The 15,154-nt window shown below is 36.5% G+C and carries 11 protein-coding genes and 6 tRNA genes; 16 read left to right on the top strand and 1 reads right to left on the bottom strand.

The window, feature by feature from the left end; genetic code table 11:
• Nucleotides 1-224 precede the first annotated feature (224 nt).
• From V6670_RS21905 to V6670_RS21830, 16 genes are all read left to right on the top strand, one after another.
• A tRNA-Asn gene (locus tag V6670_RS21905) sits at nt 225-301 on the top strand.
• Between the two features lie 111 nt (nt 302-412).
• Nucleotides 413-487, top strand: a tRNA-Glu gene (locus V6670_RS21900).
• Between the two features lie 56 nt (nt 488-543).
• A tRNA-Val gene (locus V6670_RS21895) sits at nt 544-619 on the top strand.
• 15 nt (nt 620-634) lie between these two features.
• Nucleotides 635-718, top strand: a tRNA-Tyr gene (locus V6670_RS21890).
• 14 nt (nt 719-732) lie between these two features.
• Nucleotides 733-807, top strand: a tRNA-Gln gene (locus V6670_RS21885).
• Between the two features lie 12 nt (nt 808-819).
• Nucleotides 820-892 (top strand) — tRNA-Lys (locus V6670_RS21880).
• Nucleotides 893-1,077: 185 nt separating this feature from the next.
• Nucleotides 1,078-1,983, top strand: a complete 906-nt coding sequence (gene rocF / locus V6670_RS21875; RefSeq protein ID WP_058845283.1) for an arginase — start codon at nt 1,078-1,080, stop codon at nt 1,981-1,983.
• 133 nt (nt 1,984-2,116) lie between these two features.
• Nucleotides 2,117-2,680 (top strand): RNA polymerase sigma factor SigW, encoded by a 564-nt coding sequence (gene sigW / locus V6670_RS21870; protein WP_004225410.1) that lies wholly within the window; start codon nt 2,117-2,119, stop codon nt 2,678-2,680.
• Between the two features lie 13 nt (nt 2,681-2,693).
• Entirely contained in the window at nt 2,694-3,320 is a 627-nt protein-coding gene (locus tag V6670_RS21865; RefSeq protein ID WP_058845282.1) for an anti-sigma factor, read from the top strand.
• Between the two features lie 149 nt (nt 3,321-3,469).
• Nucleotides 3,470-4,306 carry a diadenylate cyclase CdaA gene (cdaA, locus tag V6670_RS21860; protein ID WP_089935020.1) on the top strand — a complete coding sequence of 279 codons (837 nt, stop codon included), beginning with the start codon at nt 3,470-3,472 and terminating at the stop codon, nt 4,304-4,306.
• The gene (locus tag V6670_RS21855) at nt 4,299-5,375 is read left to right on the top strand and encodes a CdaR family protein (RefSeq protein ID WP_141905921.1); all 1,077 of its coding nucleotides are present in this window, start codon (nt 4,299-4,301) and stop codon (nt 5,373-5,375) included. Before cdaA ends, V6670_RS21855 begins: the two co-directional genes overlap by 8 nt.
• A gap of 226 nt (nt 5,376-5,601) precedes the next feature.
• Nucleotides 5,602-6,954 (top strand): phosphoglucosamine mutase, encoded by a 1,353-nt coding sequence (gene glmM / locus V6670_RS21850; protein WP_338652139.1) that lies wholly within the window; start codon nt 5,602-5,604, stop codon nt 6,952-6,954.
• Between the two features lie 121 nt (nt 6,955-7,075).
• Nucleotides 7,076-7,591, top strand: coding sequence for a type 1 glutamine amidotransferase domain-containing protein (locus V6670_RS21845; RefSeq protein ID WP_141905919.1), 516 nt, complete (start codon nt 7,076-7,078; stop codon nt 7,589-7,591).
• A 612-nt stretch (nt 7,592-8,203) separates the two neighbouring features.
• Complete coding sequence (gene glmS / locus V6670_RS21840; protein ID WP_141905923.1) at nt 8,204-10,006, top strand: glutamine--fructose-6-phosphate transaminase (isomerizing); 1,803 nt, start codon at nt 8,204-8,206, stop codon at nt 10,004-10,006.
• 541 nt (nt 10,007-10,547) lie between these two features.
• Nucleotides 10,548-11,594 carry a C39 family peptidase gene (locus V6670_RS21835; RefSeq protein ID WP_338652138.1) on the top strand — a complete coding sequence of 349 codons (1,047 nt, stop codon included), beginning with the start codon at nt 10,548-10,550 and terminating at the stop codon, nt 11,592-11,594.
• A 142-nt stretch (nt 11,595-11,736) separates the two neighbouring features.
• The gene (locus tag V6670_RS21830) at nt 11,737-12,072 is read left to right on the top strand and encodes a histidine kinase (protein ID WP_318286004.1); all 336 of its coding nucleotides are present in this window, start codon (nt 11,737-11,739) and stop codon (nt 12,070-12,072) included.
• A 1,018-nt stretch (nt 12,073-13,090) separates the two neighbouring features.
• On the opposite strand, the gene V6670_RS21825 is transcribed toward V6670_RS21830, so the two are convergent.
• Nucleotides 13,091-14,518: a serine hydrolase domain-containing protein gene (locus V6670_RS21825; RefSeq protein WP_141905916.1), complete on the bottom strand. Its 1,428-nt coding sequence runs from the start codon at nt 14,516-14,518 to the stop codon at nt 13,091-13,093.
• Nucleotides 14,519-15,154 lie beyond the last annotated feature (636 nt).

Below are 15,154 nucleotides of genomic sequence, written 5' to 3'. Positions count from 1 at the left end.
TATTTTTATTTTAACAATTGCAATAATATACAGCAAGAATATTTAGCACGCAAAATAGAAATATTAGATTTAATAGAGCACTATTATGCTTTTGGATTAATTTTTAAACCTACTTCGACAAAAAATATAAAAATTTTTATAAAATATGTTGCATAATTTATAATGCTTGCTATAATAATAAATGTACTTAAGAGGTTGTCTAAAACCGAATTGAATAGTATCGTTCCGAAGTAGCTCAGTTGGTAGTAGCACCTGACTGTTAATCAGGTTGTCGCAGGTTCGAGTCCTGCCTTCGGAGCCATTTTTTTGCCCATTTTTAAGAAGCTGTTATACATAAAAAAATATAAAAAAGTATTGCAACTATTAAGAAATGATGTTATTATAAATCTTGTCTTGTTTGAGACGTGATACTGGCCCCTTGGTCAAGTGGTTAAGACACCGCCCTTTCACGGCGGTAACACGGGTTCGAATCCCGTAGGGGTCACCATTTAAAACATAGGCTTTCTAAAGAAAAATAAACTGTGACATAACACCTGTTTCTATGGAGGATTAGCTCAGCTGGGAGAGCATCTGCCTTACAAGCAGAGGGTCGGCGGTTCGAGCCCGTCATCCTCCACCATTATTGTGTTATTTCGGAGGGGTAGCGAAGTGGCTAAACGCGGCGGACTGTAAATCCGCTCCTTAGGGTTCGGCGGTTCGAATCCGTCCCCCTCCACCAGTTTTATATATGATTGGGGTATAGCCAAGCGGTAAGGCAACGGATTTTGATTCCGTCATGCCTAGGTTCGAATCCTAGTACCCCAGCCATTTTTCTTTGATGAGCCATTAGCTCAGTTGGTAGAGCATCTGACTTTTAATCAGAGGGTCGAAGGTTCGAGTCCTTCATGGCTCACTTTTTTAGAATAAAGTATATTCAAAAGTGTTATAATAACTACAGATAACTAATCTCTTACTGAAAACAGTAGGAGATTTTTTTATGTTATCAAAAATTGAATAAATATGCATTTTTTTGTCTAGTTGAGCCAAGTGGTATCTAGGCTTTACAATAATATTATAACTTTTAGGGGGTATAAAAACATGAATAAACTTAATATTTCTATTATTGGAGTACCAACAGACTATGGACAAACACGTCGTGGTGTAGATATGGGGCCAAGCGCGATTCGCTATGCAGGCGTTGTGGAACGTTTGGAGGCTATTGGACATGAAGTACAAGACCAAGGGGATATTCGTGTCAGTCAAAAACTTGCAGACGCACCTGTCGATGAGAAGTTACTGAATTTAGAGGAAGTTGTAGATGTTAGCACGGCTTTAGCTAATAGCGTGCATGAAGTAGTAGAACAAAATAAGTTCCCACTTGTATTTGGCGGTGACCATAGTATTGCTATTGGTACACTAGCTGGATTAGGTGAGCATTATAAAAATCTTGGCGTTATTTGGTATGATGCTCATGCAGATTTAAATACACCTGAAACAACACCATCTGGCAACATCCATGGGATGCCATTAGCAGTTAGTATTGGACTAGGTCATGAGCGCTTAGTGCAAATTCGTAATTACGCACCGAAAATTAAACCAGAGAACGTTATTATTATCGGAGCTCGTTCAGTAGATCCTGGTGAGCGTGAGTTAATTCGTCAACAAGGGATTAAAGTATATACAATGCACGAGATTGATCGACTTGGTATGACGCGTGTCATGGAAGATGCACTTGCTTACTTGAAAGAACGTAATGTTGATGGCTTACACCTATCACTTGATTTAGATGGCTTAGATCCGCTTTACACGCCAGGAGTTGGTACACCCGTTCCTGGAGGAATTACGTATCGAGAAAGTCATTTAGCAATGGAAATGTTACAAGAATCAGGGATGCTAACATCAGCAGAGTTTGTAGAAGTAAACCCAATTTTAGATGAAAAGAATACAACAGCAAATGTGGCTGTTGCATTAATGGGATCTTTATTCGGAGAGACACTAGTTTAAAGAAAATTTGACAAAAAATTGCCTGTTGCCACATTGCATAAAAATCTTTTGTTATAATTGAATTAAAACGAAACTTTTCTTATCGATAGGTCGTATAGTATAAGACAGTTGTAAAGGTGGAGAAGTCAACACAATGGATGCGTTAGTAAACAAGAGAATAAAACAAGTGCTTAAAGGCGATCAAAACGCATTTGCCGATATTGTGAGTCTCTATCAGCACAAACTGTACCAAGTATGCTATCGAATGTTAGGCAACAAACAAGAGTCTGAAGACATTGCTCAAGAAGCTTTTGTGCGTGCTTATATGAATTTGCATACTTTTGATCAGAAAAGAAAGTTTTCGACGTGGCTTTATCGCATAGCGACAAACCTCTGCATTGACCGTATTCGCAAAAAGAAACCGGATTATTATTTAGATGCAGAAGTAGCTGGTACAGAAGGGCTTGATATGTATTCGCAAATCGCAGCAGACGACCAGCTACCAGAGGAGCAGTTAGAGCAAATGGAGCTGCAAGATCGCATTCAATATGAAATTGGACGTTTGCCGGATAAATACCGTTCGGTTATAGTATTGAAATATATAGAAGAGTTATCGTTACAAGAGATTAGCGAGATTTTAGATATGCCGCTTGGAACGGTGAAAACGAGGATTCACCGCGGACGTGAGGCATTACGTAAGCAATTAAACAATCTGTAGGAGGGGGAGCGTCATGAATACTTGTCCAGAGCATATTATAGACTATATGCATGATTATTTAGACGGTGACATTAGTCGTGAGCATGAGCAAGAGTTGAAACAACACTTGCATACATGTAATGATTGTAAACAGTTGATGCAAGAATTGAGTGAAACAATCGCCTTTGTGAAGAGTGCTTCCCATATTACAGCGCCTCCGGATTTTGAAGCAGCAGTGATGGCTCGTTTACCAAAACCAAAAAGTCGAGTAGGTATACAAAAATGGATACGCCGGCATCCGTTCTTTGTGGCAGCAGCGGTATTTTGCTTATTCATGAGTGCTACATTGATGGGTAGCTTTATGGATGACCAGCATTTTTCAGTGACTAAACAACCAAACTTAGTTGTTGATGGTCAAACGGTGATTGTACCTGAAGGAGAAGTAGTGAAGGGCGATATTGTTGTTAAAAATGGTGATTTGGTTGTTGAAGGTGAAGTTGATGGCAATGTCACAGTAATTAACGGGCAATATATGGCATCTTCAGCGGTAGTTTCAGGCAAAATTGAGGAAATTGACGAAGTATTTGAATGGTTATGGTATACGATTAAAAATTCTGTAAAAACGGCCATGACATTTGAGGAAAAAGATGAAACTAAATAACACTCTATACGTCCTAAAAAATAGTGCACGTGAGAGGCTGAAAGGTCTACTCTTATGAGTAGACTTTTTATTTGAAAAAAGTTACATTTGTTAAGAATGTGATATACTTGAATGTGTATGGATTCGCAATGAAAAGTGGGGGATGCCACGTGCAAATTATCGAACATTTCACGGATTTAACACCTGTGAATATTGTTATTAACTTCATTGATGTACTGCTCGTGTGGTACGTTGTTTATAAAGTCTTAACCCTCATTAAAGGTACGAAGGCTGTCCAATTACTGAAGGGAATATTTGTCATTATTATTGCCCGACTTGCAACAGACCTTTTAGGGTTACAAACTCTAGGCTGGATGTTACAACAGGTCATTGAGTTTGGTTTCTTAGCGATTATTATCATATTCCAACCAGAAATCAGACGTGGTTTAGAACAAATTGGGCGAGGAAAGTTATTCCAGCGTTCATCAAGTCAAGAAGAAGAAGAACAAACAAGGCTCATTGAGGCGATGAAGAAGTCTGTTAGTTACATGGCTAAACGTCGAATCGGTGCGTTAATTTCTATTGAAAAAGAAACAGGTCTTAATGAATATATTGAAACGGGTATAGGACTAAATGCTGAAATCTCATCAGAACTGCTGATTAATATCTTTATACCGAATACACCACTTCATGATGGAGCGGTTATTATGCAAAAAGATAAAGTTACAGCAGCAGCTTGTTATTTACCCCTATCTGAAAGTCCATTTATTTCAAAGGAGTTAGGGACACGTCACCGTGCTGCACTTGGCTTAAGTGAAGTTACGGATGCTATTACAATTGTTGTCTCAGAAGAAACAGGTGCAATTAGTATTACGTTAAATGGTAATCTCCACCGTAATCTTTCTCTAGAGGAGTTTGAAACACTATTACGAAAAATGTGGTTCGGTTCAGCACAAGAGTCAAATGCTGCCTCTAAGTTGACTTGGAGGGGGAAAAAGAATGGATAAAATGATGGATAGCCCTTGGGTATTAAGAATCATCGCGCTATTTTTGGCATTTTTGCTTTTTTTCTCAGTTCGTACCGAGTTATCTCCAATCAATACAACAACAACGACCGAACAGACGGATATTATTCGAGATGTACCAGTAGATGTTTACTATGATAATGAAAATCTGATTGTAACAGGCTTACCTGAAACAGTAGATGTGAAGATAAAAGGGCCAATGCCTGTTGTTATAAAAACAAGAGCTACAAAAGATTTCTCTGTATTTGTCGATTTAAGTAATCTATTGATTGGGGAGCATGATGTAAAGCTACAATACGAAAATATTTCTGATAAGTTAAAGGTTACATTAGACCCTGCAACTATTCATGTGAATATTGAGGAAAAGGTCACGAAAGAGTTCCGAGTGGACCCTGAAATGAATAATAGACTAATCGAAGAAGGCTATATTTTAAAAGATATGACTGCTGATCCACCAACCGTTTACGTAACAGGTGCAAAAAGTGCTATTGAAAGCATTAGCTATGTAAAAGCTACTGTTGCAGGTGAGCAAGGCTTGAAGCAATCATTCTCGCAGGATGCGGCAGTAAAAGTATTAGATCGAGATCTAAACAAGTTAGATGTGACGATAGAGCCTGAAACTGTGAAGGTTCAAGTTGATATAGCAGAATATAGTCGAGAGATTCCAGTGGTCCTGAAAGAAGCAGGGCAAGCAGCACAAGACATTACGATCAATTCGTTAACATTTGCGCCAAGGATGATAAAAGTGTATGGTAGAAAATCAATTATTGACGGTTTGACAGAAATTCCAGTTATAGTTGACCTGTCAAAAATTACTGAGTCTCAAACATATGAATTTGATGTAAAATTACCAGATGGTGTGACAAAAATATCTGACAAGAAAATAAAAGTGAAGGCAGATATTACAAAAGTAGAGCAAGAAGAACAACAGAAAACGCCAGCTTCTACAGAGGAAACGCCACCTCCAACTGAAGAACCAGATGTGACGGATGATAGTACTACTACTGATAAAAATACATCATCTGAGGAAACGGAAGATATTGATTCTTAAACAATATCTGACTATAATTTTATTTTGATTCTAAATCAAAATCCAATCGTGGTTTGTGCTGGTGAGTAGTTAGGACAGGAGTCACCAACAAATCGATTGAGGAGATATTAATAATTACCGAATGAATGAATAAAAACAGACTTTTCCAAAAGTAAGCGGACAAGTGTCTTTTGGGCGATAGTGACTCATGAGACACGGTCTTGCATTGAAGGAGAGAATAAGTAGAATGGGTAAATATTTTGGAACAGATGGCGTCCGTGGAGTCGCGAATAGTGAATTAACACCAGAGTTTGCATTTAAACTAGGTCGTATCGGTGGCTATGTTTTAACAAAAGATGCAACTGATCGTCCAAAGGTTTTAATTGGTCGTGACACACGTATTTCAGGTGAGATGCTTGAAGGTGCACTTGTTGCTGGTCTTTTATCGATTGGGGTAGAAGTAATGCGTCTTGGTATTATTTCAACACCAGGTGTGGCATACCTTACTCGAATTATGAGCGCAGATGCAGGCGTTATGATTTCAGCTTCACATAACCCAGTTGCTGATAATGGCATTAAATTTTTTGGTCCCGATGGTTTTAAGTTAACGGATGCTCAAGAAGCGGAAATTGAAGTGTTGCTTGATGCACAAGAGGATACACTACCACGCCCAATTGGAGCCGATTTAGGATCTGTAAGTGACTATTTCGAAGGTGGTCAAAAATATATTCAATACTTAAAGCAAACCGTGGATGAGGAATTTGATGGTATCCTGGTAGCACTAGACTGTGCTCATGGAGCTACATCAGCATTGGCTACACATTTATTTGCGGACCTAGAAGCTGACATTTCTACAATGGGAGCTTCTCCAACAGGCTTAAATATTAATGATGGTGTAGGTTCTACACATCCAGAGGGACTAGCTAAATTTGTTATTGAAAAGGGTGCAGATGTTGGTTTAGCATTTGATGGAGATGGTGACCGATTAATTGCTGTAGATGAGAATGGTAAGATTGTTGATGGCGATCAAATTATGTTTATCATTGGTAAGTATTTAAAAGCGGTAGGCCGCTTGAAAAAGCAAACGATTGTTTCAACAGTTATGAGCAATATGGGCTTCTACAAGGCTGTAGCTGACAACGGTATGCAAAGTGTACAAACTGCTGTTGGTGATCGTTATGTTGTAGAAGAAATGCGTGCCAAAGAATACAATTTAGGTGGCGAACAATCAGGGCATATTGTTTTTCTAGACTTTAATACAACAGGTGATGGATTACTTACAGGCATCCAGCTTGTCAACATTATGAAAGCGACTGGTAAAAAGCTTTCAGAGCTTGCTGCTGAAATGAAAATCTTCCCTCAGCGTCTTGTCAATGTACGTGTAACAGATAAGCATGCTGTGACTGACAATGCGAAGGTGGCTGCTGTCATTGCAGAGGTAGAAGCTGAAATGGCCGGCAATGGTCGTGTTCTAGTGCGCCCTTCAGGGACTGAACCACTTGTACGTGTAATGGTGGAAGCAGCAACAGAAACAGATTGTGAGCGTTTTGTTGAGCGTATTGCGGAAGTAGTACGTGCGGAAATGGGCTTAGCAGAATAAATATAGAAACTCGATTTCCATAACAGGAAATCGAGTTTTTCTTGTTTAAAAAGAATGTTTGAAATGAATGAGATGGGGAACAGTAGTAAGGAGTCACAATAACAAGGAGTGTTTAATTGATATGGCTAAAATTGCTACAGTGATAACAGATATGTTTGAGGACATTGAGTTTACAAGCCCCAAAGAAGCTCTAGAAGCAGCTGGGCATCAGCTCGTAACAATTGATACCGAAGCAGGTAAGGAAGTTAAGGGGAAACATGGAGAGCCAGTGAAAATAGATAAAGGAATTGAGGAAGTAAACGCCTCAGAATTTGATGCGTTATTTATTCCTGGTGGTTTTTCACCTGATATATTACGAGCAGATGATCGTGTAGTGGCATTTGTAAAATCCTTTATGGATGACATGAAGCCGACCTTTGCTATTTGTCATGGACCACAGCTGCTAATTACAGCTAAGACACTGAATGGTCGTGATGCCACAGGCTATAAATCCATTCAAGTGGATTTAGAAAATGCAGGGGCAATATTCCATGATGAAGAAGTATTCGTCTGTCAAAAGCAGCTCGTAACAAGTAGAACGCCAGACGATCTTCCAGCCTTTAATAGAGAAATAGTTAAATTATTAGACAATAAATAAAAGATAGGCACAAGCAGTCAATTGCTTGTGCCTTTTTGTAGAATTTACTCCGCTTTATTTAGCATAGCAACTAATTATTTGTCTACATATTTGTCACGAAAAAGCATGGGGATTAGGTGTTTTTTATAACGAAAATTTGACGGATAGCATATGATTGAGTATGATGGAGAAGTTGAAGATGACGAGGTCCGACCTTATCCTTTAACGAGCGCTAAGGAGGAAAGAAAGCGCAAAATCGGAAAACAATTATAGCGCCTGAGCTGAAGAAATCGGACGACAAGATCTTCAGCAGACGAGGTGGAGGTTTATCGAAAATTCGGCGGATGCCTCCCAATCGACATACCCGATTGTCATTTTTCATTTTGAAAGCATTTAAGTGATTGAATGTACAGAAAATGGAGAAGGTATAGTAAAAGCAATAGATAAATCAAAGAAGCTTCACCTATCGAAAAAAACTCTAATCAGTTGGCTGAATGAGTGGGTGGCTTGCATGTAAGGGAGTGCTTATTTTAAATATAAAATAAAGCATCGCTCGTACATTCAAAAAACTTCGATAGGATGAGGTCTATTTTGTCATTGCATGAAATTGACAATATCGGAGGACGAGAATTTATGTGTGGAATTGTAGGATATATTGGTGAATCAGATGCAAAGGAAATTTTATTAAAGGGTTTAGAGAAGCTTGAATACCGCGGCTATGACTCAGCTGGTATTGCAGTACGTAATGAAGAAGGTGTAACAGTTTTTAAAGAAAAAGGACGTATTGCAGACTTACGTGAAGCGGTGGACGAGGAAGTTGCAGCAAAAATTGGAATTGGTCATACACGTTGGGCAACACACGGTGTACCCAATCGTTTAAATGCTCACCCACATCAAAGTGCATCAGGACGCTTTACACTTGTGCATAATGGGGTTATTGAAAACTATCATTTATTACAAAAAACATATTTAAAAGGCATTCCGATGAAATCTGATACAGATACAGAGGTTATTGTGCAATTAGTAGAGTTATTTGTGAAAGACGGTCTTAGCACAGCAGAAGCTTTCCGTAAAACTTTATCTCTATTACATGGCTCATATGCCCTTGCATTATTAGATGCTGAAGCGACAGATACTATTTTTGTTGCAAAAAATAAATCACCACTTTTAGTAGGTATTGGTGAAGGCTTCAATGTTGTTGCTTCGGACGCAATGGCTATGCTACAAGTAACGGATCAATACGTGGAGCTTCATGATAAAGAGGTTGTAATTGTACACAAAGCAAGTGTAGAAATTACAAAATTAGATGGTTCTGTAGTAGAGCGTGCACCATATACAGCGGAGCTTGATATGAGCGATATTGAAAAAGGAACTTATCCTCACTATATGTTAAAAGAAATGGATGAGCAGCCAACTGTAATTCGTAAAATTATTCAAGCGTATGAAGGCGACAATGGCGATTTAACAATTGACGCAGAGATTTTAGAGGCATTGAGAGCAGCGGATCGCTTATATATTATTGCGGCAGGCACGAGCTACCATGCAGGTCTCATCGGTAAACAATATTTCGAAAAAATGGCGGGTATCCCAGTAGAGGTTCATATTTCTAGTGAATTCGGCTACAACATGCCATTACTATCAGAAAAGCCTTTATTTATCTTTATTACACAATCAGGTGAAACAGCTGACAGCCGTCAAGTACTTGTAAAAATTAAAGAGCTTGGCTATCCAACATTAACGATTACAAACGTACCTGGCTCAACGCTATCACGTGAAGCAGATCATACATTGTTATTACATGCAGGCCCGGAAATTGCAGTGGCTTCTACAAAAGCTTATGTTGCACAAGTAGCAGTACTTGCGTTAGCAGCGTATGTAACGGCAAAGGCAAATGGTAAAGGCTTAGAATTTGATTTAAAACAAGAGCTTGCGATTGCCGCTAATGGAATCCAAACAATTATCGATTCTAAAGATGTGTTAGAAGATATTGCAGAAGACTACTTAAAAATCGCGCGTAACGCATTCTTCATTGGCCGTAATATGGACTTCTATGTCAGCCTAGAAGGGGCCTTAAAACTAAAAGAAATCTCGTACATTCAAGCAGAAGGCTTTGCTGGTGGCGAACTGAAGCACGGAACAATTGCCTTAATCGAAGAAGGTACACCAGTGTTTGCACTTGTCACTCAAGCATCAGTAGGACTAAATATTCGTGGTAATGTCAAAGAAGTAGCAGCTCGTGGCGCATATCCTTGTATCATTGCAATGGCAGGCATTGATGAAGATGGTGACCGTCTAGTCATTCCGCATGTTCACGAATTACTAACACCACTTGTATCTGTAGTGCCATTACAATTAATTAGCTACTATGCAGCACTTCACCGTCGTTGTGATGTGGATAAACCACGTAACTTGGCTAAATCGGTGACTGTTGAATAAGATGAGGTTTAAGTATTTATGCTAGTGTTGATTTGAAATAGAGTCATACCGTTTATAAAAAAGATGTACCGTTTAAAATAAAGTTATACCGTTTTACCCCTTTGGATAATATTAATCTAAAGGGGTGTTTTTGTGTCAAAACGAACTAGAACAACTAAAGTCGAAAAGTGGATTAAAGAAGGTCAAGGCTCTGGAATTGGAGAGGGTTATAAACCTCAGCAAGCTGATAAACTGAAATCCCTTTTTCTTTCACTCTTGTCATTTTGATACCGTTTGGATAGCATGTTTAAAGCTTCTAATACATCTTTTTCAAAAATACTATTCTTATCAGTGTTGGAATGGAGATTTTGATTGAAGTAAGAAGAGAACATAAATGTAACAAACACTTAATTTACTTTTAATTGTAAAAGAAGTAATATTAAGGCTATAACTATTAAATTCGATTTTAGTTAAGGTTTAAAAAATCTATAAGGTGGAGGGTTCAAAATGTTTCATAATTCGAAGAGGTATTGGAATATTTTTTGTTGTACTATTATTTTCAATGTTAACAGTATCTACTGCAAATGCTGAAGAAAATAAGGATACCAATGTTGAAGAACAAAATCAGTCAGTAGTTTCGTCTGAATCGATTATTGTATTGAATGATTATATGAAAATTGGATATTTTTTAGAGGCTTCAGACTTTAATATTACGTCGGAAAGAGAAGTTTTTGATATTAATGGAAGAAACATTGCGAAATATTATGTTGTAGAAAGTTTAAGTGGTCAAGAATGTTTCGCTATTATTTCCAATACACAAGAAAATTCAGCAGTTCTTTTAGGTGGAGAAGGTAATGGAGATGTATTTGAATTAGGGGATGAAAATTACTACTATTTTGGTGGTTATAGTATAGTTAGTGCTGATGATACAAATCAAATTATAGAGTATATTAAATCAGAAGATGAAGACCTCTCGACAAATGAAATTATACAAGATTTAGACATTCAATTGATGAATCCTAAAGCTTCTACGGGTGATGGATACGGTTCGAAATTATTGTCATCTCCTATATTTTCTCAAAAAGATCCAGATGTTAAATCAGGTTACCAAAGTTCTGCATGTGGTCCAACTACTATGGCAGTAATTTTACAGTACTGGCATGATTCAAAAGGTAAATCAAAATTACAAGTTTGGAAAAGTGGTTATGCAACTAAAGGGGCATTTATTAATAGCATGTATGCTAATCGTGGTGGCACTTTCTATGGTATGAGTGTAAATGGTGTGCGTTCAGGTCTAGAAAATGAAGCGATTGCAAGAGGATATTCAGCATCATCAAGTAGTTTTAATAATTTTTACTCATATAAGACTCAAATAGATGATAATAGACCGGTTGCAGTAAAGTTTGATAAATGGTTTTCTAAATGGGAACCTAATGCAAAATATGATTATGATTATCACTGGACACCTGGACTTGGATATATCTATTCTGCATCCTCAGGTGCACTGTTAAGAGTTCAAACATTAGGTTCTAATAGTTATGTACGTGATATAAACTATGACGCTCACTCTGGAATTATAACAATGGTAAGTTTTTCAATTAATAATTAATAATTATTAATTGTATGATTGTAAAATTTCTTTATTGTTAAATTGGTAGGTAAAGACACTAAAATCGAATTTTTATAGTTTTACAAATTGTAATTATTAATAAATATAATCTTGATACTTAATATGGCGGAAGGAGAGGAAAATGAAAAAAAAAATAATTATCTTTAATCTATTATTTTGTATAGTAGTTATTTTTGTTAATTACAATTATTTTAATTCTAAATCTCGAAACGCTATCGTATACAACTATGTGGAAAACTATATTGAAACTAACTATGGCATTGCTAGAGAAAATTTAAAATCTGAAGAAATCGATTACATGAGAGGAATGGGTTTGTTTGAAATAGAAGTTAAAGATATAGAAACTAAAAATTATTACTTTTTTGAAGTGGATATTAACGATGACTATTCATTATATTATATAAAAGATCTTACTGAGCTTCATCGTAAAAATCATCCTAAAAATCAAGCTGATTAAAGAAAGTTTATTTCAACAGGTGTCAGCAATATTTTGAGATAGATATAAAGTTTAACATACCACAATATATCCCGACTTATAAAGCATTCTTGAGAGAGTGCTTTTTTATTATGTTTAAAATTAACTGAATCAATTTCATAAATCATCATTTTCAAAATTTCAAAAGGCTACTAAACCGATAACTGCATTTTAAGAGAGGAAAAGGGATAGGTATTTGTTGAAGATTAGATCACAGAAAATGATCAAACTTTTTTATGAAAATTAAACAATACTTCACAGAGGAAGAATCCATTTTGATCAATCTTTTTTCAAAACGAGTTCTATTAATTTAACGTAAGATGTGGGTTTAAGAGGTGTTTTTGATCAAACTTTATTTTAAACCTACAGCTAGTGTAGTTGTTGAGTTGCAATAAAGATGTATACTAGACAAAAAAGTCGTATACTTTTCAATAAAGTCTTATACTGGACAAAAAAGTTGTATACTGATTACTTAAACTGAATACATGAGTGATTATAACTATGAAATAAAAACCTTGGTACAGTGTGTTGCTGTACCAGGGTTTTTGTTTACATTTTTTTATTATGGGACACAAAATATATATAATTGAATAGCCTTTATTACATTGATTGATTTACAATTCAAATTAAAAAAGAACTAATTATTATGAAGAGATTGATCATTTAAAACAAAATTCAAAGCAGGATTTATCTTATTCAACAAACGGGCCAGATTGTTGAATAACAGTCTTTTAAGAAATGTTACCTAACGACGCTTGTGCAAAAATAATATTGTTGTTTAATTTACAATAAAGTCATTTAAAAAATAATATAGTTGTTTAAAAATCCCTATTCCACGAACGGAGCAGATTAGTGGTAGCAATAGTAATTAGGTTTGACTGGGAAAATTGTCGATGATATTAAAAAAGACACCGAAGTGTCTTATGTTATTTAAATTAAGCATACCGATAAATTTAAATTTAATTACTTAACATTATGTTTATCTTGGGAGCGAGGTATTTTATCGGTGAGTGTATACAAACCATGTAATGCTAGCTGTTAATAATGTTGACGAAATCAAAGCTGTAAGAAGACTATATGTTTGCCAAATAAGTATCGTTGACCAATCGAGGGCAAAAAACATTATACACTGGGCAATCGTAGCGATTAGGAAAATAATTGTTACGATTGTTCTCTTTTTTGTCATTGGCTGCTGCTCATTCGTTTTCCTTTTTCTTAATCCTAAGAGAAATAACAGAACGGCCAATAGGCAAAGAATAATTGTGGTAGACGACAAAATGATGTCCAAAAGCTGTGTGCCGCTTATCTCATATGACTGAGTTAGATTGCCGTTTAATATATTTTTAACTTTTAGTACCAGGTTTATATTGGTATTTGCCCCGTTGCTCAGTAAGCAGATGGCTGTTCGTTCATTTGGCAGTATGGCTACTTCGGTTCTAAAATTCGGATTACCCCCAGTGTGTTCTATAAACGTTTGTTCGGCGTTTACCGACCAACCTGCCGCATAATACATATCGTTGACAGCCGAAACAGACATATCACCCCTATGTGATTTTTCGATAACCCTGTGAAATATTTCGGGTATGTCCTGCACGATACCCATCTGTATGCCCATCCAACGCGCCATATCTTTTGTATTAGAAATGATATAGCCGGCAGGTTTATTCCCAGCATAATCCGGAGCGTTAAATGGAGTTGTTATGAAAAAGGAAGAACGGTAGCCCTGTGCTAACTGTCCAGTGGCTTGAGCATCTTCTTTATAAACATACGTCTGGTAAAGACCTAAGGGTAGAAATACCTGTTCCCTCATAAAGTCTTCATAGCTTTGTCGTGATACAATCTCAATAACCAAACCCAATATGTCATAATTAACGGTTCCATAGTTATATTGTTCACCGGGAGAGAACGCCAATTCAGCATCTACCAGCATTTCCACAGTCTTTTGCAACATATCAGGCGTATTGCCTTTTGGAATATTTTGAGTATGTCTAATATTTGTTAAGCCGCTGGTATGGTGAAGGAAGTTATTTAGTGTAAGGCTTTGCATATCAACAGGTTTACCTTGATACTTTAACGTAAACCAAGGTAAATATTTTTGGATAGGGTCAGTCATTGATAGCAGCCCTTGCTCTTCCAATAGCAGAATCCCCATACCAGTAAAAGCTTTACTCACCGAGGCCAACTCATAGAGTGTATTTTCACTTGCAGACAACCCCTTTTCACGGTCTGCATACCCTGAAGAAAAGTAGAACACTTCATCATCAGCAAGTATTGAGATTGACATTCCCGGCACACCTGATATACGAGAGGCATCATCTAGCAACGCTTGTATTGCCGCAGATTTTGAATCTGACAACGCATAACTTTGTGTTGCGAATCCTGAGAATAATATAAATATCGTTAATACAAAAACAATAATCTTTTTCATAAACTCTCCTTTTTGAAAAATTATAAAAGAATAATATAAATAACCTACTTTTACAACTACTAAACTAAATTTTAATTTATCTTTCTATTCTATATAATATTAAGTAATTGTGAAGAGTTACACTTAAACGAACAGATGCGTTAGTTCAATAAGAAGTAAACAACTTTATTATTCATTTTTTAGTATTACATAAACAGATGGATGTAATTTGAAACAACTTTAAAGAGCCTTGCTGCGTAGAATGTAGTAAGGCTCTTAGCTTTTATTAATCAAAATTCAATAACTTTATTATCATTATACAATTCACGGGTAAAAATATAGTATGTTACTAAATTTTATTCATGATAGTTTGCGTCGGTTAGGTTTTTCCATTCCGGGAGATTTGAGGATTATGGGTTTTGATAATACGGAAGTCGCTCACTAGCTTGATTTGACAACGATTGACTATCCTGTTGTTCAGCAAGCTGAGAATGCATTTTCCATTTTGCAAAATAGGAGGAATAACACGAACAATGGACTAAATACTTTATCATACAAGTTAGTTGAGCAAAAATCGACTTAACGCAATATCTTTACTGGCTGCTTTGTTACTGGTGCTGTCTTACGTAGTGTTCTGTAATCTAAATAAAAAAAGAA

Source organism: Lysinibacillus sp. Y5S-8 (assembly GCF_036894365.1).
Lineage (GTDB): Bacteria > Bacillota > Bacilli > Bacillales_A > Planococcaceae > Lysinibacillus > Lysinibacillus fusiformis_D.
This window is presented reverse-complemented; position numbering and strand designations above follow the sequence as displayed.

Bases quoted from the DNA above. Each gene is read 5' to 3' on its own strand.
- V6670_RS21830 (WP_318286004.1), top strand. From the start codon at position 11,737: ATGAAAAAAAAAATAATTATCTTTAATCTATTATTTTGTATAGTAGTT.
- glmM (WP_338652139.1), top strand. From the start codon at position 5,602: ATGGGTAAATATTTTGGAACAGATGGCGTCCGTGGAGTCGCGAATAGT.
- rocF (WP_058845283.1), top strand. From the start codon at position 1,078: ATGAATAAACTTAATATTTCTATTATTGGAGTACCAACAGACTATGGA.
- V6670_RS21855 (WP_141905921.1), top strand. From the start codon at position 4,299: ATGGATAAAATGATGGATAGCCCTTGGGTATTAAGAATCATCGCGCTA.
- V6670_RS21835 (WP_338652138.1), top strand. From the start codon at position 10,548: ATGTTAACAGTATCTACTGCAAATGCTGAAGAAAATAAGGATACCAAT.
- V6670_RS21845 (WP_141905919.1), top strand. From the start codon at position 7,076: ATGGCTAAAATTGCTACAGTGATAACAGATATGTTTGAGGACATTGAG.
- glmS (WP_141905923.1), top strand. From the start codon at position 8,204: ATGTGTGGAATTGTAGGATATATTGGTGAATCAGATGCAAAGGAAATT.
- V6670_RS21865 (WP_058845282.1), top strand. From the start codon at position 2,694: ATGAATACTTGTCCAGAGCATATTATAGACTATATGCATGATTATTTA.
- sigW (WP_004225410.1), top strand. From the start codon at position 2,117: ATGGATGCGTTAGTAAACAAGAGAATAAAACAAGTGCTTAAAGGCGAT.
- V6670_RS21825 (WP_141905916.1), bottom strand. From the start codon at position 14,518: ATGAAAAAGATTATTGTTTTTGTATTAACGATATTTATATTATTCTCA.